The sequence below is a fragment of the Curtobacterium sp. USHLN213 genome (genome assembly GCF_037144815.1).
Lineage (GTDB): Bacteria > Actinomycetota > Actinomycetes > Actinomycetales > Microbacteriaceae > Curtobacterium.
This window is the reverse complement of the sequence record NZ_JBBCYQ010000003.1, coordinates 276,571-302,110: the sequence shown is the minus strand read 5'-3', so window position 1 is coordinate 302,110 and position 25,540 is coordinate 276,571. Positions and strand designations below refer to the sequence as shown.

Annotated in this window: 28 protein-coding genes and 1 riboswitch; of the genes, 13 read left to right on the top strand and 15 right to left on the bottom strand. The window is 72.9% G+C overall.

Annotated elements, in window-relative coordinates; translation table 11 throughout:
• Positions 1 to 137: 137 nt before the first annotated feature.
• Positions 138 to 578 (top strand): VOC family protein, encoded by a 441-nt coding sequence (locus tag WFH25_RS06000; RefSeq protein WP_336697096.1) that lies wholly within the window; start codon positions 138 to 140, stop codon positions 576 to 578.
• A 99-nt stretch (positions 579 to 677) separates the two neighbouring features.
• Here WFH25_RS06000 and WFH25_RS05995 read toward each other — a convergent pair whose 3' ends face one another.
• Positions 678 to 1,121 carry an acyl-CoA thioesterase gene (locus WFH25_RS05995; protein WP_336697095.1) on the bottom strand — a complete coding sequence of 148 codons (444 nt, stop codon included), beginning with the start codon at positions 1,119 to 1,121 and terminating at the stop codon, positions 678 to 680.
• Positions 1,118 to 1,693 carry a QsdR family transcriptional regulator gene (locus WFH25_RS05990; protein ID WP_071301838.1) on the bottom strand — a complete coding sequence of 192 codons (576 nt, stop codon included), beginning with the start codon at positions 1,691 to 1,693 and terminating at the stop codon, positions 1,118 to 1,120. Before WFH25_RS05990 ends, WFH25_RS05995 begins: the two co-directional genes overlap by 4 nt.
• Before the next feature lie 46 nt (positions 1,694 to 1,739).
• On the opposite strand from WFH25_RS05990, the gene WFH25_RS05985 reads away from it, so the two are divergent.
• Entirely contained in the window at positions 1,740 to 2,933 is a 1,194-nt protein-coding gene (locus tag WFH25_RS05985; RefSeq protein WP_336697094.1) for an acyl-CoA dehydrogenase family protein, read from the top strand.
• Between the two features lie 289 nt (positions 2,934 to 3,222).
• Here the strand turns inward: WFH25_RS05985 and WFH25_RS05980 are convergent, their stop codons facing one another.
• The 3 genes from WFH25_RS05980 to WFH25_RS05970 form a co-directional block, all read right to left on the bottom strand.
• The gene (locus tag WFH25_RS05980) at positions 3,223 to 5,334 is read right to left on the bottom strand and encodes a S9 family peptidase (RefSeq protein ID WP_336697093.1); all 2,112 of its coding nucleotides are present in this window, start codon (positions 5,332 to 5,334) and stop codon (positions 3,223 to 3,225) included.
• A 60-nt stretch (positions 5,335 to 5,394) separates the two neighbouring features.
• The gene (locus tag WFH25_RS05975; RefSeq protein ID WP_309886790.1) at positions 5,395 to 6,267 is read right to left on the bottom strand and encodes a patatin-like phospholipase family protein; all 873 of its coding nucleotides are present in this window, start codon (positions 6,265 to 6,267) and stop codon (positions 5,395 to 5,397) included.
• Between the two features lie 152 nt (positions 6,268 to 6,419).
• Positions 6,420 to 7,169 carry a S1 family peptidase gene (locus tag WFH25_RS05970; RefSeq protein ID WP_336697092.1) on the bottom strand — a complete coding sequence of 250 codons (750 nt, stop codon included), beginning with the start codon at positions 7,167 to 7,169 and terminating at the stop codon, positions 6,420 to 6,422.
• A 113-nt stretch (positions 7,170 to 7,282) separates the two neighbouring features.
• On the opposite strand from WFH25_RS05970, the gene WFH25_RS05965 reads away from it, so the two are divergent.
• Together WFH25_RS05965 and WFH25_RS05960 are read left to right on the top strand one after the other, a co-directional pair.
• Positions 7,283 to 8,110, top strand: coding sequence for a GAF domain-containing protein (locus WFH25_RS05965; RefSeq protein ID WP_336697091.1), 828 nt, complete (start codon positions 7,283 to 7,285; stop codon positions 8,108 to 8,110).
• Positions 8,111 to 8,151: 41 nt separating this feature from the next.
• Positions 8,152 to 8,337 carry a hypothetical protein gene (locus WFH25_RS05960; RefSeq protein ID WP_022907754.1) on the top strand — a complete coding sequence of 62 codons (186 nt, stop codon included), beginning with the start codon at positions 8,152 to 8,154 and terminating at the stop codon, positions 8,335 to 8,337.
• 66 nt (positions 8,338 to 8,403) lie between these two features.
• Here WFH25_RS05960 and WFH25_RS05955 read toward each other — a convergent pair whose 3' ends face one another.
• Positions 8,404 to 9,432, bottom strand: coding sequence for an NADPH:quinone reductase (locus tag WFH25_RS05955; protein ID WP_336697090.1), 1,029 nt, complete (start codon positions 9,430 to 9,432; stop codon positions 8,404 to 8,406).
• Positions 9,433 to 9,476: 44 nt separating this feature from the next.
• Complete coding sequence (locus WFH25_RS05950; RefSeq protein WP_070418612.1) at positions 9,477 to 9,845, bottom strand: winged helix-turn-helix transcriptional regulator; 369 nt, start codon at positions 9,843 to 9,845, stop codon at positions 9,477 to 9,479.
• Positions 9,846 to 9,938: 93 nt separating this feature from the next.
• Between WFH25_RS05950 and WFH25_RS05945 the strand changes: the two genes are divergently transcribed.
• Positions 9,939 to 10,586 (top strand): NAD(P)-dependent oxidoreductase, encoded by a 648-nt coding sequence (locus WFH25_RS05945; RefSeq protein WP_070418613.1) that lies wholly within the window; start codon positions 9,939 to 9,941, stop codon positions 10,584 to 10,586.
• 369 nt (positions 10,587 to 10,955) lie between these two features.
• On the opposite strand, the gene WFH25_RS05940 is transcribed toward WFH25_RS05945, so the two are convergent.
• Positions 10,956 to 12,281, bottom strand: a complete 1,326-nt coding sequence (locus WFH25_RS05940) for an MFS transporter (protein ID WP_336697089.1) — start codon at positions 12,279 to 12,281, stop codon at positions 10,956 to 10,958.
• A 143-nt stretch (positions 12,282 to 12,424) separates the two neighbouring features.
• Between WFH25_RS05940 and WFH25_RS05935 the strand changes: the two genes are divergently transcribed.
• On the top strand, positions 12,425 to 13,282 hold the full coding sequence (locus WFH25_RS05935) for a LysR substrate-binding domain-containing protein (protein WP_070418614.1): 858 nt from the start codon (positions 12,425 to 12,427) through the stop codon (positions 13,280 to 13,282).
• 13 nt (positions 13,283 to 13,295) lie between these two features.
• On the opposite strand, the gene WFH25_RS05930 is transcribed toward WFH25_RS05935, so the two are convergent.
• A complete protein-coding gene (locus WFH25_RS05930; RefSeq protein WP_336697088.1) occupies positions 13,296 to 14,573 on the bottom strand; it encodes a hypothetical protein in 1,278 nt (425 codons plus the stop codon).
• A gap of 98 nt (positions 14,574 to 14,671) precedes the next feature.
• Here WFH25_RS05930 and WFH25_RS05925 point away from each other — a divergent pair, with 98 nt between their 5' ends.
• Complete coding sequence (locus WFH25_RS05925; protein ID WP_070418616.1) at positions 14,672 to 15,640, top strand: aldo/keto reductase; 969 nt, start codon at positions 14,672 to 14,674, stop codon at positions 15,638 to 15,640.
• A gap of 191 nt (positions 15,641 to 15,831) precedes the next feature.
• Here the strand turns inward: WFH25_RS05925 and WFH25_RS05920 are convergent, their stop codons facing one another.
• Entirely contained in the window at positions 15,832 to 16,479 is a 648-nt protein-coding gene (locus WFH25_RS05920; protein WP_336697087.1) for an NADPH-dependent F420 reductase, read from the bottom strand.
• A gap of 92 nt (positions 16,480 to 16,571) precedes the next feature.
• On the opposite strand from WFH25_RS05920, the gene WFH25_RS05915 reads away from it, so the two are divergent.
• The 4 genes from WFH25_RS05915 (at position 16,572) to WFH25_RS05900 (ending at position 18,414) form a co-directional block, all read left to right on the top strand.
• Positions 16,572 to 16,868 carry a GNAT family N-acetyltransferase gene (locus tag WFH25_RS05915; protein WP_070418618.1) on the top strand — a complete coding sequence of 99 codons (297 nt, stop codon included), beginning with the start codon at positions 16,572 to 16,574 and terminating at the stop codon, positions 16,866 to 16,868.
• 22 nt (positions 16,869 to 16,890) lie between these two features.
• Positions 16,891 to 17,352, top strand: coding sequence for a VOC family protein (locus WFH25_RS05910; RefSeq protein WP_070418619.1), 462 nt, complete (start codon positions 16,891 to 16,893; stop codon positions 17,350 to 17,352).
• Between the two features lie 85 nt (positions 17,353 to 17,437).
• Positions 17,438 to 17,908: a MarR family winged helix-turn-helix transcriptional regulator gene (locus WFH25_RS05905; RefSeq protein ID WP_070418620.1), complete on the top strand. Its 471-nt coding sequence runs from the start codon at positions 17,438 to 17,440 to the stop codon at positions 17,906 to 17,908.
• Positions 17,905 to 18,414, top strand: a complete 510-nt coding sequence (locus WFH25_RS05900; RefSeq protein ID WP_071294965.1) for a metallophosphoesterase family protein — start codon at positions 17,905 to 17,907, stop codon at positions 18,412 to 18,414. Before WFH25_RS05905 ends, WFH25_RS05900 begins: the two co-directional genes overlap by 4 nt.
• A gap of 195 nt (positions 18,415 to 18,609) precedes the next feature.
• Here the strand turns inward: WFH25_RS05900 and thiD are convergent, their stop codons facing one another.
• The 3 genes from thiD to thiM form a co-directional block, all read right to left on the bottom strand.
• On the bottom strand, positions 18,610 to 20,115 hold the full coding sequence (gene thiD, locus WFH25_RS05895) for a bifunctional hydroxymethylpyrimidine kinase/phosphomethylpyrimidine kinase (protein WP_336697086.1): 1,506 nt from the start codon (positions 20,113 to 20,115) through the stop codon (positions 18,610 to 18,612).
• On the bottom strand, positions 20,112 to 20,852 hold the full coding sequence (thiE, locus tag WFH25_RS05890) for a thiamine phosphate synthase (protein WP_336697085.1): 741 nt from the start codon (positions 20,850 to 20,852) through the stop codon (positions 20,112 to 20,114). Before thiE ends, thiD begins: the two co-directional genes overlap by 4 nt.
• On the bottom strand, positions 20,849 to 21,697 hold the full coding sequence (thiM, locus tag WFH25_RS05885) for a hydroxyethylthiazole kinase (protein WP_336697084.1): 849 nt from the start codon (positions 21,695 to 21,697) through the stop codon (positions 20,849 to 20,851). The genes thiE and thiM overlap by 4 nt, the downstream gene beginning before the upstream one ends.
• A riboswitch (TPP riboswitch) is annotated at positions 21,686 to 21,781 on the bottom strand. (Overlaps the previous gene by 12 nt.)
• Positions 21,782 to 21,848: 67 nt before the next feature.
• Here thiM and WFH25_RS05880 point away from each other — a divergent pair.
• Entirely contained in the window at positions 21,849 to 22,739 is an 891-nt protein-coding gene (locus WFH25_RS05880) for an NUDIX domain-containing protein (RefSeq protein WP_071301853.1), read from the top strand.
• Between the two features lie 14 nt (positions 22,740 to 22,753).
• On the opposite strand, the gene WFH25_RS05875 is transcribed toward WFH25_RS05880, so the two are convergent.
• Together WFH25_RS05875 and WFH25_RS05870 are read right to left on the bottom strand one after the other, a co-directional pair.
• Positions 22,754 to 23,998 (bottom strand): MFS transporter, encoded by a 1,245-nt coding sequence (locus tag WFH25_RS05875; RefSeq protein ID WP_071294961.1) that lies wholly within the window; start codon positions 23,996 to 23,998, stop codon positions 22,754 to 22,756.
• A complete protein-coding gene (locus WFH25_RS05870) occupies positions 23,995 to 24,645 on the bottom strand; it encodes a GntR family transcriptional regulator (RefSeq protein ID WP_336697083.1) in 651 nt (216 codons plus the stop codon). The genes WFH25_RS05875 and WFH25_RS05870 overlap by 4 nt, the downstream gene beginning before the upstream one ends.
• Positions 24,646 to 24,784: 139 nt before the next feature.
• Between WFH25_RS05870 and WFH25_RS05865 the strand changes: the two genes are divergently transcribed.
• Positions 24,785 to 25,531 (top strand): phosphotransferase enzyme family protein, encoded by a 747-nt coding sequence (locus WFH25_RS05865; RefSeq protein ID WP_070418627.1) that lies wholly within the window; start codon positions 24,785 to 24,787, stop codon positions 25,529 to 25,531.
• The last annotated feature ends 9 nt before the right edge of the window (positions 25,532 to 25,540 follow it).

The following is a 25,540-nucleotide window of genomic DNA, read 5'->3' as shown; positions in this document are numbered from 1 at the left end:
CCTGGTTCGATGTCGGATTCGCGGTTCGACGCGGCGCGTTGTCCGGTGGCCGCACGGTCGGGGCGTCCGGTCAGGTGGGGCGCGTTGCGTCGGGGTGGTGCCGGACCCTGCCGGCCCCTTGCCTGAGGAGCACTCCCGTGACCGAACCGTTCGCCCGACCCACCGCACTCGCCCACGTCCGTGTGACCGTGACCGACATCCACCGCAGCAAGGCCTTCTACCAGCAGCTGCTCGGGACCGACCCGGCGATCGACTTCAGCGACCAGATCGACGAACCGGGCATCCGCGAGGACCGGGAGCGCTTCTACGGCGGCAGCGTCTTCCGTCTCGGTGACCAGGTGTTCGGGCTCCGTCCAGTCGCGCCGGCGGGGCAGCGGTTCGACTCGGAGACGGTCGGCCTCGACCACGTGAGCTTCGTCGTCGGGTCGGTGGACGAACTCCACGAGGCGGCCGTGCGACTCGACGCGGCCGGGGTGGAGCACGGCGAGGTGACCGACCTCGGTGACGCGGGCATGGTCATCCTGTCGGTGCAGGACCCCGACGACATCAACCTCGAGCTGGCGGCGCTGAAGGGCTGACGCGAGCTATCCGGCCTTGGTTCCGGCAGTCGCGGCAGAACCAAAGTGCAAGCGAACCGCGGTTCTGCCCGGTTCGAATGGTCATTGGTTCTGTGCGCGTCAGTCGGAGTGGACTGCCGCGGGCGTCGCCATCGTGGCGGTGACGAGTTCGCGCAGGTCGTCCGGGAGGGGGATCGGGCGACGGGCGCCCTCGCGGTCGATGATGACGTGCGCGAACTCCCCGGTCGCGAGCAGCGCGTCGTCGGACTGCCGGAACAGGCCGAACTCCCACGACAGGCTCGTGTTCCCGAGGTGCTTCGACCGCATGCCGACCTCGATGACGTCGGGCCACACCGCCGACTCGACGAACCGGCAGCTCGACGACACGAGCACGGCGATCCACTCGGACGAGAACGGGTCGAGGCCGGCTTCCTCGCGGAACCAGTACGTCGCCGCGTTGTCCATCGCGCTGTAGTAGATCGTGTTGTTCACGTGCCCGAACATGTCGTTGTCGTTCCACCGGGTGGGGTAGAGCCGGACGAAGGGGTAGTCGGCGATGGTCATCGGGCTCCTGTCGTGGTCGGTCGGAGGACGTACTCGAACGTGGCTCGTGCGCGTTCGGGATCCGGCGTCTGGCCGGAGATGAGGTCGGCGTACGTGAAGGACTCGGAGATCCGGACGAGCAGCCGGGCGAGCTCCTCGGCGGAGAGCGGCGTCGGGTCGAACGCACCGGCGACGCGTTGCTCCTCGACGAGGGCGGTGACCCGGCCGACGAACCGGCTCTGCACGTCGCTCTCGGTGGTGGTCAGCAGACGGAGTGCCCGTGCGGGCTCGCGGGTGAGGAAGGACCGGAAGTAGGGCGCGTCGATCAGGTCCGCCGTGAACCGGTCGAGCACGTCGACGATGCGCGGGGCTCCGGCGGGAGCCGCCGCGGCGGCAGCCGCGTCGAACGTCGGCACGGCGAGGGACCAGAGGATCTCGGACAGCAACCGGTCACGGTTGCCCACCCACCGGAACAGCGACGTGCGGTCCACGCCGAGCGAGGTGGCGAGCGCGCCCATGTCGATGCGTGAGCCGGCGATGAAGGTGTGTCGCGCCTCCCGGAACGCGCGCAGCGCAGAATCCGATGTGTACACGCGCTCCTCCCTTGCAACGTTTCGCAGAATGATGCACGATCAGTGTATGTCACTGACGACGGCCATCCCCGCGCTCCTCGAGTCCGACTTCTACCGGTTCCAGGAGGGGTTGACCGACCAGGAGCGCGAGTCACTCGGACGGCTGCGCACGTACCTCGAGTCCGACGTGCGCCCGATCGCGGACGCGTACTGGGCGCGCGCCGAGTTCCCGATGCAGGTGATCAAGCCGCTGTCCGAGCTCGGCATGTACGGGCCGGGAATCTCGCTCGTCCGGCAGTTCGAGAACTCGGCCGTGTACCGCGGGTGGGCGGCGCTCGAGCTCGGGCGTGTGGACGCCAGCGTCGCGACGTTCATCGGCGTGCAGTCCGGCCTGGCGATGAACTCGATCGCGGTGGCGGGCAGCGACGAGCAGCAGCAGGAGTGGTTGCCGCGGATGGCCTCCGGCGAGCTCGTCGGGGCGTTCGGGCTGACCGAGCCGCTGTCCGGCAGCGACTCGGCTCGGGGGCTCCGTACGACGGCCCGGCGCGAGGGCGACACGTGGGTGCTCGACGGCGAGAAGCGCTGGATCGGCAACGCGACCTTCGCGGACGTCGTCGTGATCTGGGCGAAGGACGTCGCCGACGGTCAGGTGAAGGGCTTCCTCGTCACGACGGACACGCCGGGGTTCACGGCGACGAAGATCGAGGACAAGATCGCACTCCGCGGGGTGCAGAACGCCGACATCGTCATGACCGGCGTCCGGGTGCCGGAGTCGCGACGGCTGCAGCACGCCGACTCGTTCCGCGCGACCGCCGAAGTGCTCCGCCTGACCCGCACCGAGGTGGCGTGGCAGGCGATCGGCATCGCGGTCGGCGCCTACGAGGCCGCGCTCGACTACGCCCGTTCCCGCGTGCAGTTCGGCAAGCCGATCGCAGCGCACCAGATGGTGCAGGACCTGCTCGTGAAGTCCCTCGCGAACATCACCGCGTCGATCGCACTGTGCACGCAGGCGTCGGCGATGCAGGACGCCGGCACCGGGGCAGACGAGCACTCGGCGATGGCGAAGGCGTTCGCGACGGCGAAGATGCGCGAGACCGTGGGGTGGTGCCGCGAGGTGCAGGGCGGCAACGGGATCGTGCTCGAGAAGGGTGTCGCGCGGTTCTTCGCGGACGCCGAGGCGATCTACTCGTACGAGGGGACGCGCGAGGTGAACACGCTCATCGTGGGGCGGGCGATCACGGGGCAGGCTGCGTTCGTCTGAGGGGCGGGCGGGGCTGGGCTGGGCTGGGCCGGGCCGCGCGGCGGCGTTCGGTGCCGCTGCGGAACGACACGATCGTTGTCGTACGACAGCGGACGTGTCGCTGGTTGCGTGTGCAACGGTTGCGGGCGCGCGGGTGCGACGTCGCCGAGGCCGTACGACAGCGACCATGTCGTTCGTTGCGTGTGCAACGGTTGCGGGCGCGCGGGTGCGACATCGCCGAGGTCGTACGACAGCGACGATGTCGTTCGGGCTCGGCGCCTTCCCACTGACGCCGCGCGCCAGGGCCCCGCTACCCGAGCAACTCCGGCCGCCGCCACTCGCCCCCGAGCACGTGCTGCTCGAGGAACGCGAACACCGTCTCGTACCAGACCACCGAGTGCTGCGGCTTGAGCACCCAGTGGTTCTCGTCCGGGAAGTACAGGAACCGGTGCGGCATCGTCCCGTCGTCCGCCGCGTGGTGCTCCGCCAGCTCGGACCAGAGACGCAGCCCCTCGCCGATCGGCACCCGGTAGTCCTTGTCGCCGTGGATCACGAGCATCGGTGACGTGATGTCCGCGACGAACCGGTGCGGGTCGTTCTCGTGCAGCCCGGTCTCGTCGAAGATCGACTGCCAGTACTGCGACATGTCCGTCGTGCCGTTGAACTGGTCGAGTGCCCAGAGGCTGGCGTGCGTGACGATCGCCCGGAACCGGTCGGTGTGCCCGGCGACCCAGTTCGCCATGTAGCCGCCGAAGGACCCGCCCATCGCGGCCGTCCGGGTCTCGTCGACGTCGTCACGGGCGACGACCGCGTCGGTGATCGCCATGAGGTCGGTGAACGGCGCCTGCCCCCACGCGTTCCAGCCGCGGTTGATGAAGTCGAGACCGTACCCGGTCGACAGTGCGGGGTCCGGCAGCAGCACGGCGTACCCGCGGGCCGCCGCGAGCTGCGGGTTCCACCGCCAGGACCACTGGTTCCACGAGTTGAGCGGACCACCGTGGATCCAGAGCAGCAGCGGATGCGGGGCGGCGCCGGCGTCGTCGTTCGGCAGGAGGAGCCAGCCGCGGACGCGGGAGCCGTCGGCCGCGGTCGTCTCGACTTCTTCGAGGTGGCCGGGCGTCTCGGGCAGCGGCGCCGGGCTCGCCAGGGTCGTCACGGTGCCGTCGGCCTCGATCCGGACGGGGTGCAGCGGCGCGGCCCAGGAGGCACGGAGCGCCACCACGGTCCCGCTCGCCGCCGCCACGCGCAGGCTCGAGTACGCCCAGTCGTCGTGGGTGAGCTGTTCGACGGCGCCGCCGTCGAGCGGGAGCCGGAACACCGGTGCGCGACCGTCGTGGTCCGCCGTCGCCAGGAGCGCACCGTCGTCGTGCGCGAACACGAGCTCGTTCGGCCAACGGTCCCATTCGACCGCGATCCGCCGCGCGTCGGACAGCGCGGACCCGTCGAACCGGGCGACCCAGATCTCCTGCTCGGTCGCACCGCGGGGTGTGAACCGCTCGGTCCGGACCCATGCCAGCGTCCGGCCGTCGTGGCTGATCGTCGGCATCTCGTGGTCGACATCGGGGTCGTCGAGCAGCACGGTGCGCGTGCCCGTCGCGACGTCGAACGCGACGATCGTCGAACGGGACCCGCGAGCTTCCTGCACGCCGACCGTGGCGACGACGACCGAGCCGTCCGGCGTGACGACCCCGTCGACGTGTTCGAGCGATCGCCCCGGGGCGGGGGTCAGGTCGGTGAGCGCGGGGAGGTGCGCCGGGTAGGACGGTCCGGCATCGTCATCGGAGGGATCGGCGGCGGTCGCTGACGGTGTGGTCGCCTTCTCCTGCAGCGTGCCGAGGTCGAGCGTCAGCACGTGCGTCTCGTCGGGGCCGAGGTCGTGGTCCCAGAACCGGACCGGGTACGTCTCGTGCAGGATCGCCTGCACCTTCCGGTCCTTCCGGCGTCCGCGCAGCTCGGCGTCGGCGGCGACCACGCCGGTCCGGTCCGTGCCGGCACCCGGCAGCAGCCCGGCCGTGACCGCGATCGTGTCCGTGTGCGATGCGGTGCCGAGGACGCCACCGACCCCGCCCGCGAGCTTCGTGACCGGTCGTGCCTCACCACCGGCGGCGGGGAGGACCCAGAGCTGCGCGGCGTCGCTGTCCTTGTCGCCGTCGCCGTCGGGGCGGCCGGAGACGAACAGCAGGTCACCGGTGCGCGTGAACGAGACGCCGCCTTCGCCCTTGGCCGAGCGCGTCAAGCGCACCGGAGCGGCCGCAGCGTCCGAGGTTCCGGGGACCGCCCAGACCGACCGCCGGTAGCCCGTGCCGTCGGCGTCGAGCACGCTGACGGTCAGCGCGACCCGGGAGCCGTCCGGACTCACCGCGATCCCGTCCACGCGGGGGAGGGCTGTGTACTGGTCGAGGTCCGAGAACGGCGTCGTCATGCACCCACGCTAGCGGCGCTCCCGGAACCCGACACGGTCACTCGGCGGTCTGTGGAGAACTCACGCCCAGAACGCGGCGATGCCCTCGGCCACGGCAGCGCCCTGCGTCCGTCCGGCATCGGCGGCGGGTGCCTGCGTGGACAGCGAGAGCGAGTTCGTGCCGAAGGCCTGCTGCGAGGTGCTGTCGGCGACGACGACCTCGACCGAGCTGCCGGCCGCCCGGAGTCCCTCGACCGCGACGTCGAGCCACGGCCCGAGCGGCGACGGCCCCTCGGGACCGCACGCGATCACGAGGACGCGTTCGTACCCGGCGGCGACGTCCGCGTTCGTGGCGGAGCGCATGCCCCCGTCGACGTAGGGACGGCCCTCGATCCCGACCGGCGACCAGACGAGCGGCACCGAGCAGCTCGCGGCGACGGCGCGGGGGAGCGGCACGGCATCGGCCGCGGTGAGCACGCGGAAGGTGCCGTCGGTCGCGTCGATCGCGGTGAGGGCGAGCGGCTTCGCCGGCCACTCCGTCGACGGGAGGGTCTCGGCGAAGGTGGCCGTGCGCTCGTCGTCGGTCTGCCCGTCGGTGGTGCGCTGGGCGAGGAGGCCCAGTCGGGCGCGGGCGTCCTGGTCGGACGACGCTCCCTCGAGCACGGCGCCGATGCGCTGCTGGAAGTCCTCGCCGTCGATGGGGACGGGTTCTTCGTAGGTCGTCGGGACGGCGGCGTGCTGCTGGTCGTACGCCTGCTGCACCGCGCCGTAGCGGACGAAGGTGCCGACGACGCTGCCGGCGCTGGACCCGACGACGAGATCCGCGGCGTCGAGGTCCACCCCGGCGTCCTGCAGGGCGGACAGCACCCCGAGTTCCCAGGCGATGCCGGCGACGCCACCACCGCCGAGGACGAGTGCTCTGGTTCCGGGCGCAGGCGTGGAGACGTCGGTCATGTCTCCTGCTTACCAGGTGCAGACGACGCGCAGGGGCGCGCAACGCGACCTGTGGAGAGCGACCGAGCGCGGCACCGGTCGTGCGCACGGGAGGTCGGGAGGCGCGGTGCGGGCCCGCACCGCGCCTCCCGACCCGTGGTGGGTGCGCTGGGTCAGACGCCCGCGGTCGAGCGGATCCAGCTGGCGGACTGGGTGAGGACGGCGTAGTTCGAACCGGCGTGGATGTCCGACCCGGGGTCGGCGACGTCGCCGGTCGAGCAGACGCCGACGACCTTGCCGTTCACGACGAGCGCGCCGCCGGAGTCGCCGTGGTTCGACGCGCCGGTCACACCCGTGACGTGCTGCGCGCGGCCGCCGTACGCGTCCGTCGAGCTCCCCGTGAGGTTGACGGTCGCCTGGTAGAGCCCCGTCGTCGGCACGCTGTTGGCGCGGTTGCCGTAGCCGAGCACGGTGCCGGTCCCGGAGCTCTTCGTGGTGTACGCGAGGTCGAGCTGGGCGTACGAGGAGAGGGTCTTCGGCGTGCTGAGGTGCACGAGTGCGATGTCCCCGGAGGGCGCGGAGTAGAGCCGGTCCGCCGCGGTCGCCGCGCCCCGGTTCGTCGTGCTGTTCGAGTGGTAGACGTTCATCGCGGTGGTGCCGTCGACGCAGTGCTCGGCGGTGAGCACCCACGAGGCGTTGAGCTGTTCGCCGGTGCACCCGTACGTGCCGGTGCCGCCCTGCTGGAAGACGAGCTGCACCTCCCACGGGGTGCTCGGTGCCTGCTCGCCGCCGATGACCTGCGGTGAGACGGTGGCGGCGCTCGCTGCGGTCGCGCCGAGGCCACCGCCGAGCAGGGTCATGGCCGCGGCTGCTGCGGCGGCTCCGGCGAGGGCGAGGCCTCTGAGGTTCGTTCGCTGCTTCATGGCCCGATCGTGCTCGCCCCCTGTTCGGGGGTCAAGTCCGCGTTGCAGGGGACAACAACGTCACCCTGTGGACAACTCCGTCAGCGTCGGTGGGGTGTCCTAGCGTCGTCGACATGACAGGGGACCAGGCCACGACGGGTCGTGGGCGACGCCGGGCCGGAGCGGTCGTCTGGCCGATCGTGGTCGCGACGGCGCCGACCGCTGCCTTCCAGCTGCCGAACCTCGTCGTGGCTCCAGGGGTGAAGGTCTCGCTCGTCGTGTTCGGGCTGGTCGTGCTGGCGGCCGCGGTGGTCGTGCAGGTCGTCCGCGCCCGACGGGCCGAGGCGTCGGTCACGGCTGCGGCGGCGGTGGCGCGGTCGACCGAGCTCGAGCATGGGACGGCCGTCCGGTACGCGTTCGGGCAGCTCGCCACGCGGCTCGCCCGGTTCGCCGAGCTGCGCCGCCGGGACCGCCGGCAGGAGTTGCCGGCGTTCGCGGACCGGGTCGCCGTGGCGCTCGCGTTCTACCTGCTCCCCGGTGTGCCCGACGTCCGTGCGAACGTCTACCAGCTGTCGGAGGACCTGCGGGGCCTCGAACCCATCGGGCACGGGGGTGCGGAGGACACCGCCGGCGTGTTCCGGGCGGGTACCCCGTACGGCGACCGGAACCTCGACTGGGTGTTGGTCGGCGGCGGCCCGCGGGTGGTCGGCGACCGTGCCACCGACGTCGACGCCGACGAGGACCTGCCGGGGTTCGAACCCCGCTACCGCTCGTACGTCTCGGTCGTGATCCGGTCGGAGGAGTACTCGTTCGGCATGCTCACCGTGGACTCGCCGGCGCCGGACGCGTTCACCGACCTCGACGCCAAGTACGTCGCGCTGATGGCCTCGTTCATGGCCATCGCGTTCTCGCACGCGACCCCGTTCCCGGACCGCGACCGCAACCGCAGGAAAGGCCCGTGATGCGCACACGATTTGTCGGACGCTCGACGTACCATCCCCACATGACCATCGTGACCCCCGAACCGAAGCCCTTCGGTCGGTCCCGGGTGTACACCCCGAACTGGACCGACGACACGACCGACGCCGACTACGAAGACCTCGAGGTCATCGCCGCCAACATCGAGCGGGAGCGGGTCGCTGCCCGCCGCCGCTTCGAGGCACGCCTCGCCGCTGCGCTCGCCCGCTGAACCAGCCCCGCGGCGCCGACCACCGGAGCGCTGCGTCCACCCGATCCGGGCGGACGCAGCGCTTCGTCACTCCGCGCTGACGTCGATCAGCACCTTGCCGACGGTGTCCTGCTCGACGGCGTCGTGCGCTGCCGCGGTGTCCTCCAGGGCGAACCGCACGAGCGGCAGGCCCGCGTCCTCGCCGACGGGGAGCACACCGTCGCGCAGTGCCGCGGTGACGTCCTCGGCCGCTGCCGCGAGGGCCTCGTCGCCGATCGTGTACAGCAGCAGGAACTGGTAGCGGGCGTTGACGCTCATGTTCGGGCGGATCGGCAGGGTGGCCTCGTCGCCCCCGTTGTTCGCGTAGATCGACACGACGCCGTGGTTCGCCAGGACGTCGGCGACGAGCCCGGCGTTCTGCGGGATCGAGACCTCGACGACGATGTCCACACCGTCGGGGGCGATCTCGCGGATCCGCGCGGCAGCGTCCTCGTCGCGGTAGTTCACCGTGTGGTGCGCCCCGGCGGCGGTGGCGAGCGCGGCCTTCGCGTCCGAGCTGATGGTGGTGACCACGGTCGCGCCGGCCCAGCGTGCGAGCTGGATCGCCGCGTGTCCGACGGCTCCCGCACCGCCGGCGACGAGCACCGTCTTGCCGTCGAGGGCTCCCGGAGCGAGCCGGTCCGGACCGTGCTCGTGCGTCGTGAGGGCACGGTGCGCGGTCATCGCCGGGACCCCGAGCGAGGCGCCGACGTCGAAGCTCGTGCCCTCCGGCAGCGGGACGGCACGGGCGGCGGGCACGACTGTGTACTCCTGGGCGGTGCCGGTCGGGCGACTCGCAGCCGCCATGTACAGCCAGACGTGGTCACCGACGGACAGCCCGTCGACACCCTTGCCGACCGCGTCCACGACGCCGGCGCCGTCTTGGTTCGGCGTGATCTCGGGGAACGGCAGGCCGTCGCCGTAGGTGCCGCCGGCGCGGGCCTTCCAGTCGGTCGGGTTGACACCAGAGACGACGACACGGACACGCACCTCGCCGGGACCGGGGTCCGGGAGCGGACGCTCCTCGAGGGTCAGGACGGACGAGTCACCGGGCTTCGAGTAGACGACTGATCGCATGTCCCCAGGCAACCACGGCGGTCGCGCGGGGATTCCGGGGGCGCTCAGCGAGGCCGGGTGTCGTACTGCTCGCGGGAGACCGCGACGTCGTCCATGTGCGAGGTCGCCCAGTCCTCGAGGGGCTTCAGCACCTCGCGCAGGGACCGACCGCGATCGGTCAGCTCGTACTCGACGTGCGGCGGGATCTCGGGGAAGACCGTGCGGGTGACGAGTCCATCGCGCTCGAGCGCCCGGAGCGTCTGCGTGAGCATCTTCTGCGAGACGCCCTGCACACGGGTGGCGATCGCCGAGTAGCGTGCCGGACCGTCGGCGAGGGTGCCGATCGTCAGGACACTCCACCGGTCGCCGATGCGGTCGAGCAGCTGTCGCGAGGGACACTCGGCGGCGTAGGGGCTGTACTCGAGAGCTGACACGACGACCTCCGTTACGCACCGCGAGGTGCCTACTTACTCAAAGAGAGTAACGCTTGTACGGTGAGTGTCAACGTTCCACGAAAGGACTGCTCCATGACCAGCATCGTCGTCTTCGGAGGCACCGGCTACGCCGGCTCCGCCATCACCCGCGAGGCCCTCTCCCGCGGCATCGCCGTCACCGCCGTCGCCCGCGACACCTCGAAGCTCGAGCCGGCCGAGGGGCTCACCCTCGCGCAGGGTGACGCCTTCGACACCGACTTCGTCGCCGAGGTCACGAAGGGCGCCGACGTCATCGTCGTCGCGCTCCACGCGGTGCAGGCGGACGGCAGCGAGCTGAAGGACGCGTTCCAGCCGTTCGTCGACGCCGCCGCTGCTGCCGGTGCGCGCCTCGGCATCGTCGGCGGAGCCGGTTCGCTGCTCGTCGCCGAGGGTGGCCCGGCGCTGTACGACACGGCCGAGTTCCCCGACGCGTTCAAGGGCGAGGCGAAGAGCCACGGACAGGTCCTCGAGGCCCTCCGCGCGTCGGACACCGACGTCGACTGGTTCTACGTGAGCCCGGCGGCTGCATTCGGCGGCTACAACCCCGGCGAGCGTCGTGGCACCTACCGCACCACCGACGACGTCCTGCTCACCGACGCCGACGGCAACTCGGACATCTCCGGCGAGGACTTCGCGATCGCCTTCGTCGACGAGATCGCTTCGCCGGCACACCACCAGGCGCGCTTCGGGGTCGCCTACTAGGCGGTTCGGTTCGCCTCCGCACAACGGAAGTCACCCGGAACTGCGCCTCCGCGCGGTTCCGGGTGACTTTGCTTGTGCGGCGCGGCGCGGCGCGTCGCGGCGCGGTGTGCGTGCGTGCGGGCGCGCAGCGCGCGTTCGGTGCGGAACCACGAAACCGACGTGGAACTAGGCGGCGCGCCTGGTTCCACGTCGGTTTCGTGGTTCGACACCACGCGGCAGTGCAGCCACGCGGCGGCGCGAAGGCGCGGCGGCGGGGCGGCGGCGCAGCGACGCGGGCGCGACGGGAGCAGCGAGCGCGCGCGCCCAGCGCGACCACGCGTCGGACGGGCGGCGCGGCGCCCCCCCGCACCGCGCCCCCCGCCCGACGCGTCAGCGGTGCCCGACGATCGACGGCACCGGCATGTGGTGCCGCATCCGCACCGCCAGGTGGAGCCCGCCGCGGCGGGCGAGCACGAGCCCGACGACGGCCGCTGCCGCGGCCGGCATGCCTCCGGCGACGACCATCCCGACGTGGGCCCCGAAGTGGTCGACCACCTGGCCCATGAGGGGGCCGCCGATCGCCTGCCCTCCGAGCAGCACGAGGACGTAGAGCGACATCACCCGGCCTCGGATCGCGACGTTCGAGGACAGCTGCACGAGCGAGTTCGACGCGGTCTGGAAGAGCAGCTGCGACATCCCGACGGCTACGAGCGCGACGGTGAACGGCGCGATGACCGGGATCGAGCCGGAGACCACGAGCAGGATCCCCGTCCAGAACACCCCGCCGACGATGGTGCGGAGCCGGACGGTGGCGCGTCGCGTCGAGAGCAGTGCGCCGGCCAGGGCGCCGATCGCGACCGCGGAGTTGAACACGCCGTAGCCACCAGCGCCGACGTCGTACACCTCGGACGCGAACGCCGACAGCAGCACCGGCATCGTCAGCGCGAACACCGAGAAGAACGCCACGAGGATGACCGGCACGATGATGGTCGGCTTCCGGACGGCGTAGCGGAGGCCCTCGACGAGCTGCCCCTTCCCGCGTGGTGCCGGGGGTGTGCGGTGGAGCTCCGAGACCTTCAGGAACCCGAGCGTCACCACCACGGCGACGCAGGCGATCGCGTTGACGCCGAACGACCAGCCGGCGCCGACCGCGACGAGCAGCGCTCCGGAGAGGGCCGGGCCGATCATGCCGCCGAGCTGGAAGACCGACGAGTTCACGCTGATGGCGTTGCGCAGGTGCTCGTGGCCGACGATCTCGGTGACGAACACCTGTCGCGCTGGGTTGTCGATGACGGTGACCATGCCGACGACGAACGCGATCGCCCAGATGTGCCACGCCTGCACCATCCCGGACAGCGTCAGGACGGCGAGCAGGGCCGACAGCACGGCGAACGAGCCCTGCGTGATCATCATCAGGGCGCGCTTGGAGAACCGGTCGACGAGCACTCCGCCGAGGAGCCCGAACAGCAGCATCGGCGCGAACTGGCACGCGACCGTGATGCCGACCTGCGCGACGGACCCGGTGAGCTGCAGGACGAGCCAGTCCTGCGCGATGCGCTGCATCCAGCCGGCGGTCATCGCGACGAGGTTCGTGGCGGTGAAGAGCCGGAAGTTCGGCACCGACAGGGCGATGAGGGTGTGGCGCCACGGCGGTCTGGTGGCCTGGATCGGCAGCGGTTCGGTGGGCGGGGGGAGGGTCGTCGATGACGCACTCACGAGTGGGGGTCTCCGGAGGTCGAGGTGGAGCAGGCGGGACTGTATCCACTCGAAACTAACTGCGCGCGGCCCATTCGATACCCCTATGGTGGCTATCACTCCATTGCGAAGTCGAATGGGGTCGTCACGACGAAGGGTGTCCGGTGCTGGATCCGGTTCTGCTGCAGACGTTCCTCGCGGTCGCCGAGACCGGGAGCTTCACCCAGGCCGGCGCCCGGCTCGGCATCAGCCAGCCCACGGTGTCGCAGCACGTGCGGCGGCTCGAGACGGCCGTCTCCCGGACCCTCGTCGCCCGGGACACCCGGGGCGTGGCGCTCACCGACAACGGGGACGCGATGGCCGGGTTCGCGCGGACGATCCTCGCGGCGCACGCCACCGCCGACGCGTACTTCTCGGGAGCCGCGACCCGCGGGCGACTCCGGTTCGGGGCGGCGGACGACCTCGCGATCACGCAGTTGCCCCGGATCCTGCGGGACTTCCGACGGCTGCACCCGCAGGTGAACCTCGAGCTGACGGTGAACCAGTCGTCACCGCTGCTCCGCCGGGTGCACGCGGGGCAGCTCGACCTCGTGTTCATCAAGCAGACCGCGGGGGAGTCCGCCGAAGGCACCCGTGTCGCGACCGACCAGATGGTCTGGATGGCGCAGGACGGCATCGCGCTGGAGCCGGGGGAGCCCGTGCCGCTCATCGCGTACCAGGCGCCGAGCATCAGTCGACAGATGGCGATCGACGCGCTCGAGTCCGCCGGTCGCACGTGGCGGATCACCTGCAACACGCGCGACGTGAACGGGGTGCTCGCGGCCGTCCGGGCGGGGATCGGGGTCGCGGTGTTCCCGCACTCGCTCATCCCGGCGGACCTCGTGAAGGTGTCGCAGCGGTTGGCGTTGCCGGACCTCCCGGCGGTCGACTACGTGCTCATCGCGAACCCGACGGTGCAGCGGGAACCGATCGATGCCCTGACGAACGCGATCCTGTCCCGCGGGGTGGTCCGCGCGGTGTGACGGGCGCGGCGCGCTACGGCGCGAGCGTCGGGACCGTCCCCGTCCCGGTGAGGTCCGGCAGGGTCACGCCAACGAGCGGCAGCACCGCCGAGGCCACGGCCCACAGCAGCACGAGCGTCCCGACCCCGCCGAGCACGGCACCGAGGAGCGCGAGCGGCCGCTGCCACGTCGCCTCGGGCCGCCGCAGCGTCACGATCGAGAGCAGGAGCGCGAGCACGCCGAGCACCAGCCCGACACCGTGCACCGTCGCGGGGGCGGTGAACCACCACGCGCCGAGTCCGAGCGTGGCGAGTCCGGCGAGGGCGCCGAGGACGGCCCCGGGAGTCGTCCCCACCCGCTGCGTCGTCCCGGCGGCCTGGAGGCGCGGCCCGCCCCCGCCACGCACCGTCGCGGCAGCCGGGGTGGTCGCGTCCACCGCCGGAGGCGCGTCGGTCGCGGTCCTCGCGGTCCTCGCGGTCGGCTTGCTCGTGCGCGACGGCCGGGCGGGCCTCGCGGCCTTCGTGCCCTTCGAGGGCTTCGTGCCCTTCGTGCCCTTCGGGGCCTTCGGCGTTCGTGGGCTCGTCGACCGGCCGCGTCCCGTGTCCGAGCCGCGGGTCGGCAGGTCGATCAGGGGGAGTGCTTCGGTCGGCGGCAGTGCCTCCGCACGGGGAGCCGGTGTCGAGCCCGGGCCCCCGGGTGCCGGCGGAGCGATGACGGCGTCGAAGGCCGGAGCCACAGCCGGAGCGGCGGTCGCCGGAGCCACGGCGGCCTGTGTGGCGGGGCGCTGGTGGGCGAACCGGGCGGGGGTGCGGTAGCCGATCGGTCCCGACGGAGCCGGTTCCGACCCCTCGACGACGACGTGCTCGAGGCCCGGCACGGAGAACCGGGGCTGACCGACGACCGGGACGCTGGGGCCCGCCGGGACGGCCGGCGCGGCGGGAGCGGGTGCGACCCCCGGCGTGACGGATGCGGCACCGACGGTACCGACGGCGTCGATCGGCGAGACCGGGGCGGGGCCGACCGAGGCCGTGTCGAACGGGACCGTGTGCACCGCGGGCGAGGTCGGGGCCGGGGGCAGGAGGTGCTCCTCCGGCGGGAAGTCGGGCACCACGATGTCGTCGTCGACGAGTGCCGGTGTGGCGGGCGGTGCGGGGAGCGTGCTGCCGGGGCCGGCCGTCTCCGGAGCGGGGGCGGGTGCGACGGGGGCGGGGCGCGCCTCCAGGCCGTCTGCCGCGCCCTCGGGGGGAGCCGTGACCCAGTCGGGGACGGCGCGACGCGGCCGGTCCTCGTCCGGCATGCGATGCGATGCCACTGCGGTGCTCCCTCCGTAGGCTGATCCATCGTCAGTTCTAACGGCAACCCGTGCGGCTGGCGCAGCCCCAGTTCCGGGGTCGCCGGTACGGTCGGGGCATGACCGGAATCGAACACCGTCCACTCGGGCCGTCGGGGCTCGTCGTCTCCACCGTCGGCATCGGCTGCAACAACTTCGGCCGACCCGGCACGCTGACCGAGACGCAGGAGGGCACGGACGCCGTCGTCCACGCGGCCCTCGACGCCGGCGTCACCCTGTTCGACACCGCGGACGTCTACGGCGGCCGGCGCGGGCTGTCCGAGGAGCTCCTCGGCAGGTCCATCGCGGGACGTCGCGACGAGATCGTCCTCGCCACGAAGTTCGGCATGGACATGCAGGGGGTGAACGGGCCGGACTGGGGCGTGCGCGGCTCCCGGCGGTACGTGCGGCTGGCGGTCGAGTCGTCGCTCAAGCGCCTCGGGACGGACTGGATCGACCTCTACCAGATGCACGGCCCGGACGACGTGACCTCGATCGAGGAGACGCTGTCCGTGCTCGACGACCTCGTCCGCGAGGGCAAGATCCGCTACATCGGCCACTCGAACTTCGCCGGGTGGCAGATCGCCGAGGCCGAGCTCACCGCCTCCATCGCCGGCACGACCGCGTTCGTGTCCGCGCAGAACGAGTACAGCCCGCTCGCCCGGGGCGTCGAGGACGAGGTGCTGCCGGCCGTCCGTGCGTACGCGCTCGGGTTCCTGCCGTACTTCCCGCTCTACAACGGCCTGCTGACGGGCAAGTACACGAAGGCCGGCGGGCCCTCGGACGGGCGGCTCACCACGGCGAAGCCGCAGCTGCTGCAGGACGCGCCGTGGGAGATCCTCGAGGAGTTCCAGCGGTTCTGCGACGAGCGCGGCGTCACGATGCTGCAGGCGACCTTCGCGTGGTTGCTGGCCCAGCCCGGGCTGTCGAGCGTCATCGCGGGGGCGACGAAGCCGGAGCAGATCCGGCAGAACGCCGAGGCCGGGACGGCGTGGGAGCCGTCCGAGGACGACCTCGCCGAGATGACGCTGGTCTTCGACGGCGCCTGAGCGGGCGCGCCGCCGGCGCACCGCGGACGCCGAGTCTCGGCTCGGCGGACAGTTTCGTGGCCGATCGGCCGCGGAACTGTCCGCGGGGCCGAGTCTCGCCTCGCAGCGGCGGGCGGACGGGCGGGCGGGCGGGTGCGGGGCGGGGGGCCCCCCCCCCCCCCGCCCCCCCCGGCCCCGCTGGGGGTCGCGACCTACATGTCGCGGTACCGCTCCGCGGACGCGAGCGCCTCGCGCAGCTCCGCCGCGGTCAGCCGCGGGCCGTACCCGGGGGTGTCGCGCTGGATGCGCCAGCCCTCGGCGAGGGGCCCGGCGTCCACGACGTCGAACCCGAACTGGTCGATGAGGTCCGACACGACCCGCTTGGCCTCGGCGTCGTCCCCGGCCACCACGAGCGCGCGACGGTCCGGGGTGCCCGCAGCGGAGGCGTGGCCGGTGAGGTCCGCGGCGCCGATGTGGTTGAACGCCTTCACGACCCGGGCGCCGGGGAGGTGGTCCTGCAGGAGCTCCGCGGTCGTGGTGGTCTCGGAGTCGAGCGCCTCGATGCGGCCGTCGCGCTGCGGGTAGTAGTTGTTCGTGTCGATCACGACCTTGCCCCCGAGGGGGCCGGCCGGGATGGTCTCGATCGCGGCGAGCGGGGTCGTGACGACGACGATCTCGCCAGCGGCCGCCGCCTCGTCGCGGGTCGCGGCACGGGCACCCGCGCCGAGCTCCGCGACCAGGTCCGTGAGGGTCTCGGGGCCGCGGGAGTTCGCGATCACCACCTCGTGTCCGTTCCGCACCGCCAGCCGTGCGAGCTGGGATCCGATGTTGCCTGCGCCGATGATGCCGATTGTCGTCATGGTGTCCGACCAACGCCCGACCCCGACCTGCCCATTCCCGACGGCCTGACCGCCTGCCGCCCGCACCGCCGCCGAGGGTGCATGATGGCGGCATGGACCACGAGTTCCGCGACGAAGCCGACCAGGACCGCTACGCGATGTACGTCGGCGGCGAACTCGTGAGCGTCCTCGACTACCGCGAGAACGGCGACGCGATCGCGTTCCCGCACACGTACACGGTGCCGAAGCACCGCGGGCACGGGTACGCCGCCGAGCTCGTCGACTTCGCGGTCGCCGACGTCGAGGCGAACTCCACCAGGCGCATCGTCCCGATGTGCTGGTTCGTCGGCAAGTGGTTCGACGAGCACCCCGAGAAGGCAGACCTGCTCAGCCGCGGCGCTGCGGACTGAGCCGAACCGGAAGGCCCCGCCCATGCCGACGATCACCCCGTTCCTCTGGTACGACGACCAGGCCGAGCAGGCGGCGGAGCACTACGTGTCGCTCTTCCCCGACAGCAGCATCGACAGCGTGAGCAAGACCCCGGACGGGCAGACCCTCGTCGTCGAGTTCACGCTCCTCGGCAAGCCCTACCGTGCGATGAACGGCGGTCCGGGGCACGAACACACCGACGCGGTCTCGTTCCAGGTCGACGTCGACGACCAGGAGGAGCTCGACCGCATCTGGGACGCCCTGCTCGCCGACGGTGGCCGTCCGAGCCGGTGCGGGTGGCTCTTCGACCGCTGGGGTGTGGCGTGGCAGGTCACCCCGTCGATGATGGGCGACCTGATGACCGGCTCGGGCGACCCCGAGGCCAACGCCCGCGTCTTCGAGGCCATGATGCAGATGGTCAAGCTCGACATCCCCGCCCTGCGGGCCGCCGCGGCGGGTCACTGAGCCGACGCGATCCGTACCCGCCGGTATGGTGGCGGGACCGAACACCGCCGGCAGGTCCCGGCGCAGACAGGCTGGAGTCCGTCCGATGAGCGAACCGAGGCCCGATGTCCGCAACAGCGACATCGGACGCGCGTACACGGAACTCGCCCGCATCACCCGCCGCGCGAGCATCCGGGCACGCGGCTCGGAGGCGATCCTCAGCGTCGTCGACCAGTCCCTCGTCGACTTCGTCGTCCAGCACGAGGGCTGCATGGCGATCGACATCGCCCGGTACCTGCGGCTGAACCGCTCCACGATCTCGCGGCAGCTGTCCGGGCTGCTGGCGGCCGGGCTCATCCGGACGGTCGACGGCGGGACCGGCAACGCCAAGCCCCTCGTGGCCACCGACGCCGGCCGTGCTGCACTCGAACGCTCCGTGCAGCTGCACCGCGACGCGCTCGACGAACGGCTCGCGAGCTGGTCGGACGACGACATCGCGCTCCTCGCTGGGCTCCTCGAACGGCTCGGCGCCGCGGACGAGGCGGGGCTGCCGATGCCCGGACGCACCACGCCGTGACGACCTCGTTCGTCCTGCTCTCGGACACCCACCTGCCGAAGCGGGCGAAGGACCTGCCGGCCGGGCTCTGGGCGGACATCGACGCCGCGGACCTCGTGGTGCACGCCGGCGACTGGGTGGACCTCGCGACGCTCGACGCCGTCCAGGCCCGGTCGGCGCGGTTCGAGGGCGTCCGTGGCAACAACGACGGCCCCGAGTTCGACGACCGCCTGCCGCTCGAGGCCCGCTTCGCCGTCGAGGACCTGCGCGTCGCCCTGGTGCACGAGACGGGTGCCGCGGCGGGCCGTGAGCGTCGCATGACGGCCGCGTACCCGGACGTCGACGTGCTCGTCTTCGGCCACTCGCACATCCCGTGGGACACGGTCGCGCCGTCGGGGCTGCGGCTGCTCAACCCGGGTTCGCCGACGGACCGGCGCCGCCAGCCGGACCACACGTGGATGCGCGGTGCGGTCGACGGCCGCGACCTGTCGGTCGAGCTGGTGCGGCTGCCTCCCGCGACCCGCTGACGGCCTGGAGGCGCGGGTCGGCCCCGCACCGCGCCTCCCGTCCGCGACGCCCCGCGTCCCTGGCCGCGCTGCTGCCCGCCCCGCGCGACGCGTCCGGCCCGGCCGCGCGGCCTGCCCGCCCCCGCCCGCGAAAGCGACAGGGTGCCGTCGAATCGTGACGGCACCCTGTCGCTTCCGCGCCAGGGACCGCGGCGCTCAGCGAGAGCGTGTCGCTTCGGCGGCACGCTCCGGGGTCGCCTCCGGGCCCATGACGACGTCGGAGACCGTGGTCGGCATCCGGAAGAACGCGAGCTCCCACGCGGTCGACGCGCGGAACGCGCGCGTCATCGCTCCGCGCTCGGCCGGTGCCGCCGCCGCGGCGAGCCGCTCGACCCGGGCGGTCGCGTCCGCGGAGGCCTCGGCGAACCCCGGGTCGCCGTACGCGCCGATCCAGTCCGCGAACGGGTGGTCCGACCCGACCGCGCCGATCTGCGTCCCGACCCACGCGTACACGCGGAAGCACGGCAGCACCGCCGCGGCGAGGACCCCGACGGACCCGGAGTCGGCAGCGGCCTGCAGGTGGGCGAGGTAGCCGGCGCAGACGGGGTGGACGGGGTCCTCGGCGTGCGTGCCGGCGAGGCGTCGGTGGTGCAGGTCGCGGGCCTCGTCGGCACAGCCCTGGGCCGACGCCTGCCAGAACGCGGCCTCGGCCCCGGTCGTCCACGAGCCGAGCAGCGCCAGGTGCCGCTCGTACGCGCGGAGGTAGTGGACGTCCTGCGCCAGGTACGCGGCGAACACCTCGGGGTCGAGCGTCCCGGCGCGCATCCCGGCGAGGAAGTCGCTCGCGATCGTCTCGTGCAGGACCTCGGCGACGTCGTCCCACCAGCGGTCGGTCCACCTCGGCTCCGGCCGCTCCGCACGCACGAGCGCGCCGTGGTCGACCGGACCGTTCCCGGTGCCGACGTGCAGGGCGTCGGCGCCGCGGAGGGCCGCGGTCAGCCAGCGCTTCGCCGTGCCGACGGCCAGTTCCCAGTCGCCGTCGCGGGCCGCGAGCGTCGCGATCGCACTCGACAGCGAGCACCCGGTGCCGTGCGTGTTCGTCGTCCGGACGCGTGGCGCGCTGAACGTCCGGAGCACCCCGGCGGGCCCGACGAGCACGTCGTCCGAGGTGTCGCCGTCGTCGTGGCCGCCCTTCGCGAGCACGAGCACGTCCCAGGTGCGGGCGATCGTGAGCGCCCGGTCCTCCGCGCTGTCCGGGGCCCGTCCGTCCAGGGTGGCCAGCTCGGCGAGCACCGCGAGTTCCGCCCGGTTCGGCGTCACGAGGTCGGCGAGGCCGAGCAGCGTCGTCATCGCCCGCGAGGCGTCCTCGTCGAGCAACCGGTCCCCGCTCGTCGCGACCATCACGGGGTCGACCACCACGACCGGCGGGCGGTGCTCGCGGAGCCACCCGGTCACGACCCGCACGACCTCGGCGGTGCCGAGCATCCCGACCTTCACGGCGTCGACCACGACGTCGTCCGAGACCGCGTCGAGCTGCTCGCGCAGGAAGGCGGCGTCCGGCACGTGCACCGAGCGCACCCCGTGCGTGTTCTGCGCGACGAGCGCGGTCACCACGCCCATGCCGTAGCCGTCGTGCGCGGCGATGGCCTTGAGATCCGCCTGCATCCCCGCCCCACCCGTCGGGTCGGTCCCGGCGATGCTCAGGACGCGCGGGATGCTCATGCGTCCGCCCCGTGGTGCGTCGCGTCGGCCAGGAGGAACGGATCGCCACCACCCGACGGCCCCGCCTCCGCCCCGTGGTCGGGTCCAGGGCCCCACGCGGACACGAACGCCGCCGCGGCGGACCCGGGGTCGGCCGCCGCGCAGATGCCCGAGACGACCGCCACGCCCGCGGCACCGGCTGCCCGGAGCGGCAGGACGTCGTCGAGCGTCACCCCACCGATCGCCACGCACGGCACGTCCGTCGCGCGTGCGAGCCGGCCGAACCCGTCGTGGCCCAGGGCCGGCGGGTGGTCCGCCTTCGTCGCGGTCGGGTGCACCACGCCGACCCCGAGCAGGTCGACCGTGCCGCGGGGGAGTGCGGCGACGGTGGCGAGGTGCTCCGGGGTGTTCGCGGTCAGCCCGACGTGCGCGTCCGGTCCGAGCAGGGCGCGGGCAGCGGTGACGGGGACGTCGGACTGGCCGAGGTGCACGCCCGCGACCCGGTGTCCGGCGTGCCGAGCGGCCAGGGCGACGTCCAACCGGTCGTCGACCACCACGGTCGCCCGGTCACCCACGGCGTCGGCCACCGCGGCGGTCAGCGCCAGCAGGTCACGGGCCGAGGCGTCCTTGTCGCGCACCTGCACGATCCGCACCCCGCCGTGCACCGCGGCACGGACGACCCCGAGCACGCCGATGCCGTGCCGGTCCGACAGTGCCGGGTCGGTCACGAGGTACACGCCGAACCCACCGGCGCTCACGCGGCCACCGCCGGGGACTCCACGGTGATGCGCGCCGTGCGCACGACGTCGTCCGGCGAGAGCGACGCCAGGCGGTCGAGGAACAGCGGCTGGAACGTGCCCGGTCCGCCGGCTTCGCGCGCGGCGAGCTCGGCCGCGATCGTGTGCACCGCGGTCGCGGCGACGGCGGCCGCCCCCGGGTCCTCGGGGGAGACGGCGGTGAACGCGGCGACGACGGCACCGAGCGCGCAGCCGCCGCCGGTGATCCGCGTGAGCAGCTCCGTGCCGTTCGCGACCCGCACCGCGCCGATGCCGGGCGCGACCAGCAGGTCGACCGGACCCGACACGGCCACCGCGGCCACGCGCCTGGCGGCCACCGCGTCGACCGCGGCCGCTCGCGCGTCGTCGGTGCCGACCGTGCTGTCGACGCCACGACCACCGGCCGAGGCGCCGAGCACCGCGAGCACCTCGGAGGCGTTGCCCCGCAGCACCGTCGGACCGAGTGCCAGCAGGTCCCGGGCGAGGGCCGTCCGCACCGGCAGGGAGCCGACGGCGACCGGGTCGAGCACCCAGGGCGTGCCGGCGTCGACCGCTGCCGAGGCGGCTTCGAGCGACGCGGCCCGGGGTTCGGCGTGCGGCGTGCCGGTGTTCACCAGCAGGGCGTCGGCGACCCGGGCGAACGGCCCGGCCTCGGTCACGACGTCGACCATCGCGGCCGAGGCGCCGAGCGCGAGCAGCACGTTCGCGGTGACGTTCTGCACCACGGTGTTCGTGATGCAGTGCACCAGGGGACTCCGGGCGCGGACGGCCTCGAGGAGTTCGGCGGTCCGACGGGCCCAGTCGGGGGCGGGCGCAGCAGTGTGCATGGACGATCCCTTCGCGAGTACGAGCTCGAGCAGGTTCGACGGGTGTGATCTCAGCCGCTGGTTGCGGCACCCCGTGTCTCGACCGACACCGTACACGAGCGGCTCCGACGTCTCCGGTCACATGACGGGTCCCGTGTGACAGGGTTGACGGGTGCCAGACACCACGCCTCCCGGGCCGCCTCCCGGCCCCCGCGACCCCGGCGACGCCTGGGCGGTCGGCCCCGACGGCACCAAGGCCTGGGGTCGGTTCGGCGCGGCCGGACTCCTCGTCGACGACGGCTCCGGGCGCGTGCTCCTGCAGCACCGCGTCGAGTGGAGCCACCACGGCGGCACCTGGGGGATCCCGGGCGGAGCCCGCCACCTCGGCGAGGACGCCGTGACCGGGGCGCTCCGCGAGTCGGCGGAGGAAGCCGGCGTGCCCGAGGACGGCGTGGACCTCCGGCACACCGCCGTGCTGGACCTCGGGTTCTGGACGTACACGACGGTGGTGGGGCGCGCCTCCAGGGCCTTCGAACCGGTGATCGCGGACCGCGAGAGCCTCGAACTGGCCTGGGTGCCCGTCGGTGACGTCGAGGACCTGCCCCTGCACCCCGGGTTCGGGGCGTCGTGGCCGGCGCTGCGGGCACGGATCGAGACGACACCGCACGTCGTGGTGGACGCGGCGAACGTGGTCGGCAGTGTGCCGGACGGGTGGTGGAAGGACCGGGCGGGGGCTGCGTCGCGGCTGCTCGGGTCGGTGGGGGCGCTCGCCGCGGCGGGTGTGTCGGCAGAGGTGCTCGCGCTGCCGTTCGACCGGTGGTGGCCGCGGTGGACCGTGGTGCTCGAGGGTGCCGCGCGGGACGCTGTGGGCGCGGACGAGCCGGTGTCCGTCGTGCGTGCGCCGGGGTCGGGTGACGACGCGATCGTCGAGGCTGCCCGGGCCGCGGTGGACGCCGGGCACACGCCGGTCGTCGTGGTGACCGCCGACCGCGAGCTCCGGGCCCGCGTCGAGGAGCTCGGCGCCGCGGTGCACGGGCCGGCCTGGCTGCGCGACCAGTTCTGACCGCGCGGTCCCAGCTACGCGGGGATGTGCTTCCGCGACGACACCAGGATCGCCACCCACGACAGCACGCCGAGCCCGACGACCACCCACAGGATCGTCGGCACCGCCACGACGTTCGCCACCGCGGCGATGACCGCCGGCGCCAGGAACCCGGCGTACGCCGCCGCGTAGAACACCCCGGTGAGTCCGGCCAGGTCGCGTGTCCCCGCGATCCGCTGGACCTCGAGCAGGCTCGACACGAGCGCCAGCCCGATGCCGAGGCCGATCACGACGTTCGCCACGAGCCCGATCGCCACGGACTGCAGCTGGACCGCCACGACGACCACGGCGATGCCCGCGGTCATGAGCGCCACGGCGGTCAGCAGTCCGCGTGCCGACAGGAGCGAGGTGACCCGCCCGGCGAGGGGCTGCACGGCACTCGACACCCCGAGGGCGACGACGGTGGCGGCGGTGGCGAACACGAGCCCCCACGTGCCGGTCGCCCCGGCGAGCTTGGTCGGCAGGTACCCGTACCCGATCGCTGCGGACCCGAAGATCCACGGCGCGGCGACGAGCACGACCCGGGTGAACCGGCGGTGCCCGGCGCTCGGTACGGCGAGCTGCTTCCACCAGGGTCCGGGCAGACCGCCGGAGCGACTCGTCTCCGGCGTGCGCCAGACGATCACGGCGAAGGGGACGGCGACGCAGATGTGCACGAGGAAGGGCAGGACCTCGGGGATCGGCCCCCACTGGGCGATGAGCCCGGCGACGAGGGCACCCGACGCCGACCCGAGGGTGAACGCCAGTGACGCCCGGCGTGCACCGGACCCGGCGTCGGCCGACGGGTCGAAGCGTCCCTGCGAGAGCTCCTTCACCCAGCTGTTGCCGACCGCCATCGCGATCCCGACGGTGACCCCGGAGAACAGGCGTCCGGCCATGAGGAACCCCGCGCCGAGCGGGCCGAACGCCAGCAGTCCGCTGCCGACGACGGCCGAGACGATCCCGGCGAGCATGAGCGGGCGGCGGCCGTGCCGGTCGGACAGGGACCCGGCGACGAGGAGTGCCGGCGCGAGCCCGAGCACGTACACGCCGAGGAAGACGTTCACGAGCAGCGACGAGTAGTGCGCGCGCTCCTCGTACATGAGCAGCAGGGGCGAGAATTGGTTCCCGCCCCACGAGCACACGAACACCGCACCCCAGACGGCGACCCACGGCAGGACGCGGGCGTTCGGGACCGCGAGCGAGCCGGTGGTCGGGACGCTGCCGGTGGTGGCGCTCACAGGGCGCCCCGGTGCGACGCGACGTGGGCGCGGAGGACCTCGGCGTAGCGGAGGGCGTCGCCGGCCTCGAGCGCGGCGGCCAGTGCCCGGTGGTCCTCGAGGGACGCCTGCAACTGGGACGGCTGCAGCCGCATCAGGTGGTGCCGCAGCCGCTGCTGCCGGTCGCGGAGGGTCCGGGCGAACATGACGGCGATCGCGTTCCGCGACGCGCCGATGACGGCACCGTGGAACTCCGCGTCGACCTCGATGAACCGGTCGACGTCGCCGGTCGCGACCGCCTGCTCCTGTTCCGCGAGCATCGCCTGGAGGAACGGGGTGACGTCCGCCACGCGCCCGTCGGTGACGACGCGGGTCGCCGCGGTCGACTCGATCGCCTCCCGCATCTCGAGCACGTCGGCCGCCTCGCTCGGGGACATCGGCCGGACGACGGCACCCTTCCGGGACTCGAGGGTGAGCAGGTCCTCGGCGGCGAGACGCAGGAACGCCTCGTGCACGGGCGTCCGCGACACGCCGATCTCCTGGCAGAGCGCGTTCTCGCTGACCGCCGTGCCGCCGGGCAGGTCGCCGCGGATGATCGCGCGCTTCACGTGGTCGTAGGCCCGGTCGGACGCTGCCTGGGCGGTGGTGTTCGTGCTCGGGGTGCTCACGGTCGACGATCCTACCCCTTGCATGCAACGGTGCATGCGGTCGTGTCACGCGCTGTTCACACGTGGACCGCGACACCGGGGCGCACGGGCGGATACGCTGGGCCACCACGTCAACGGAGACGTACAACAGGAGGTTCCGATGGAGCGGATCACCAGGGCCGACGATCGCGTGCACCGCCCGGCAGGGCCGTGGACGCCGACCGTGCACCGGCTGCTCGCCCACCTGCACGAACAGGGGTTCGTCGCAGCACCGGAACCGATCGAGCTCGGGCACACGCTCGAGACCGTCTCGTTCGTCCCCGGCGAAGCGGGGGAGTACCCGTGGACGGCCGACGTCGCGAGCGAGGCCGCCCTCGTCACGACCGCCCGGCTGCTGCGGCACTACCACGACGCCGCCGCCACCTTCACGCGCGACGACGACCGCGACGTCTGGTCCCAGGCGGAGCGGTACCCCGCCGAGACGATCGTGCACGGCGACTTCGCGCCGTACAACTGCGTCTACGACGGCATCGCCGCGGTCGGGCTCATCGACTTCGACACCGCGCACCCCGGGCCGCGGGTCTGGGACGTGGCCAGTGCCGTGTACCGGTTCGCGCCGTTCACCACCGGCGTCGTCGAGGGGTCGACCGCGCCGTCGCTCGACGAACGGCTCGACCGCGCCGCCGAGTTCTGCCGCGCCTACGAGCTGGACGCCCGGTCGCGCGAGGTCCTCGCCGAGACGATCCTCGGCTCCCTCGTCGCGTTGGTCACGACCATGGAGACCGAGGCGGCGGCCGGGAACCCGAAGTTCGTCAGCGACCTGCAGCACGGGCACGCCGACCTCTACCGGGCCGACGTGGCGTACATCGAGCAGCACGCCGACGAGATCACCGCGGCCGTCGCCTGACCGCGACGG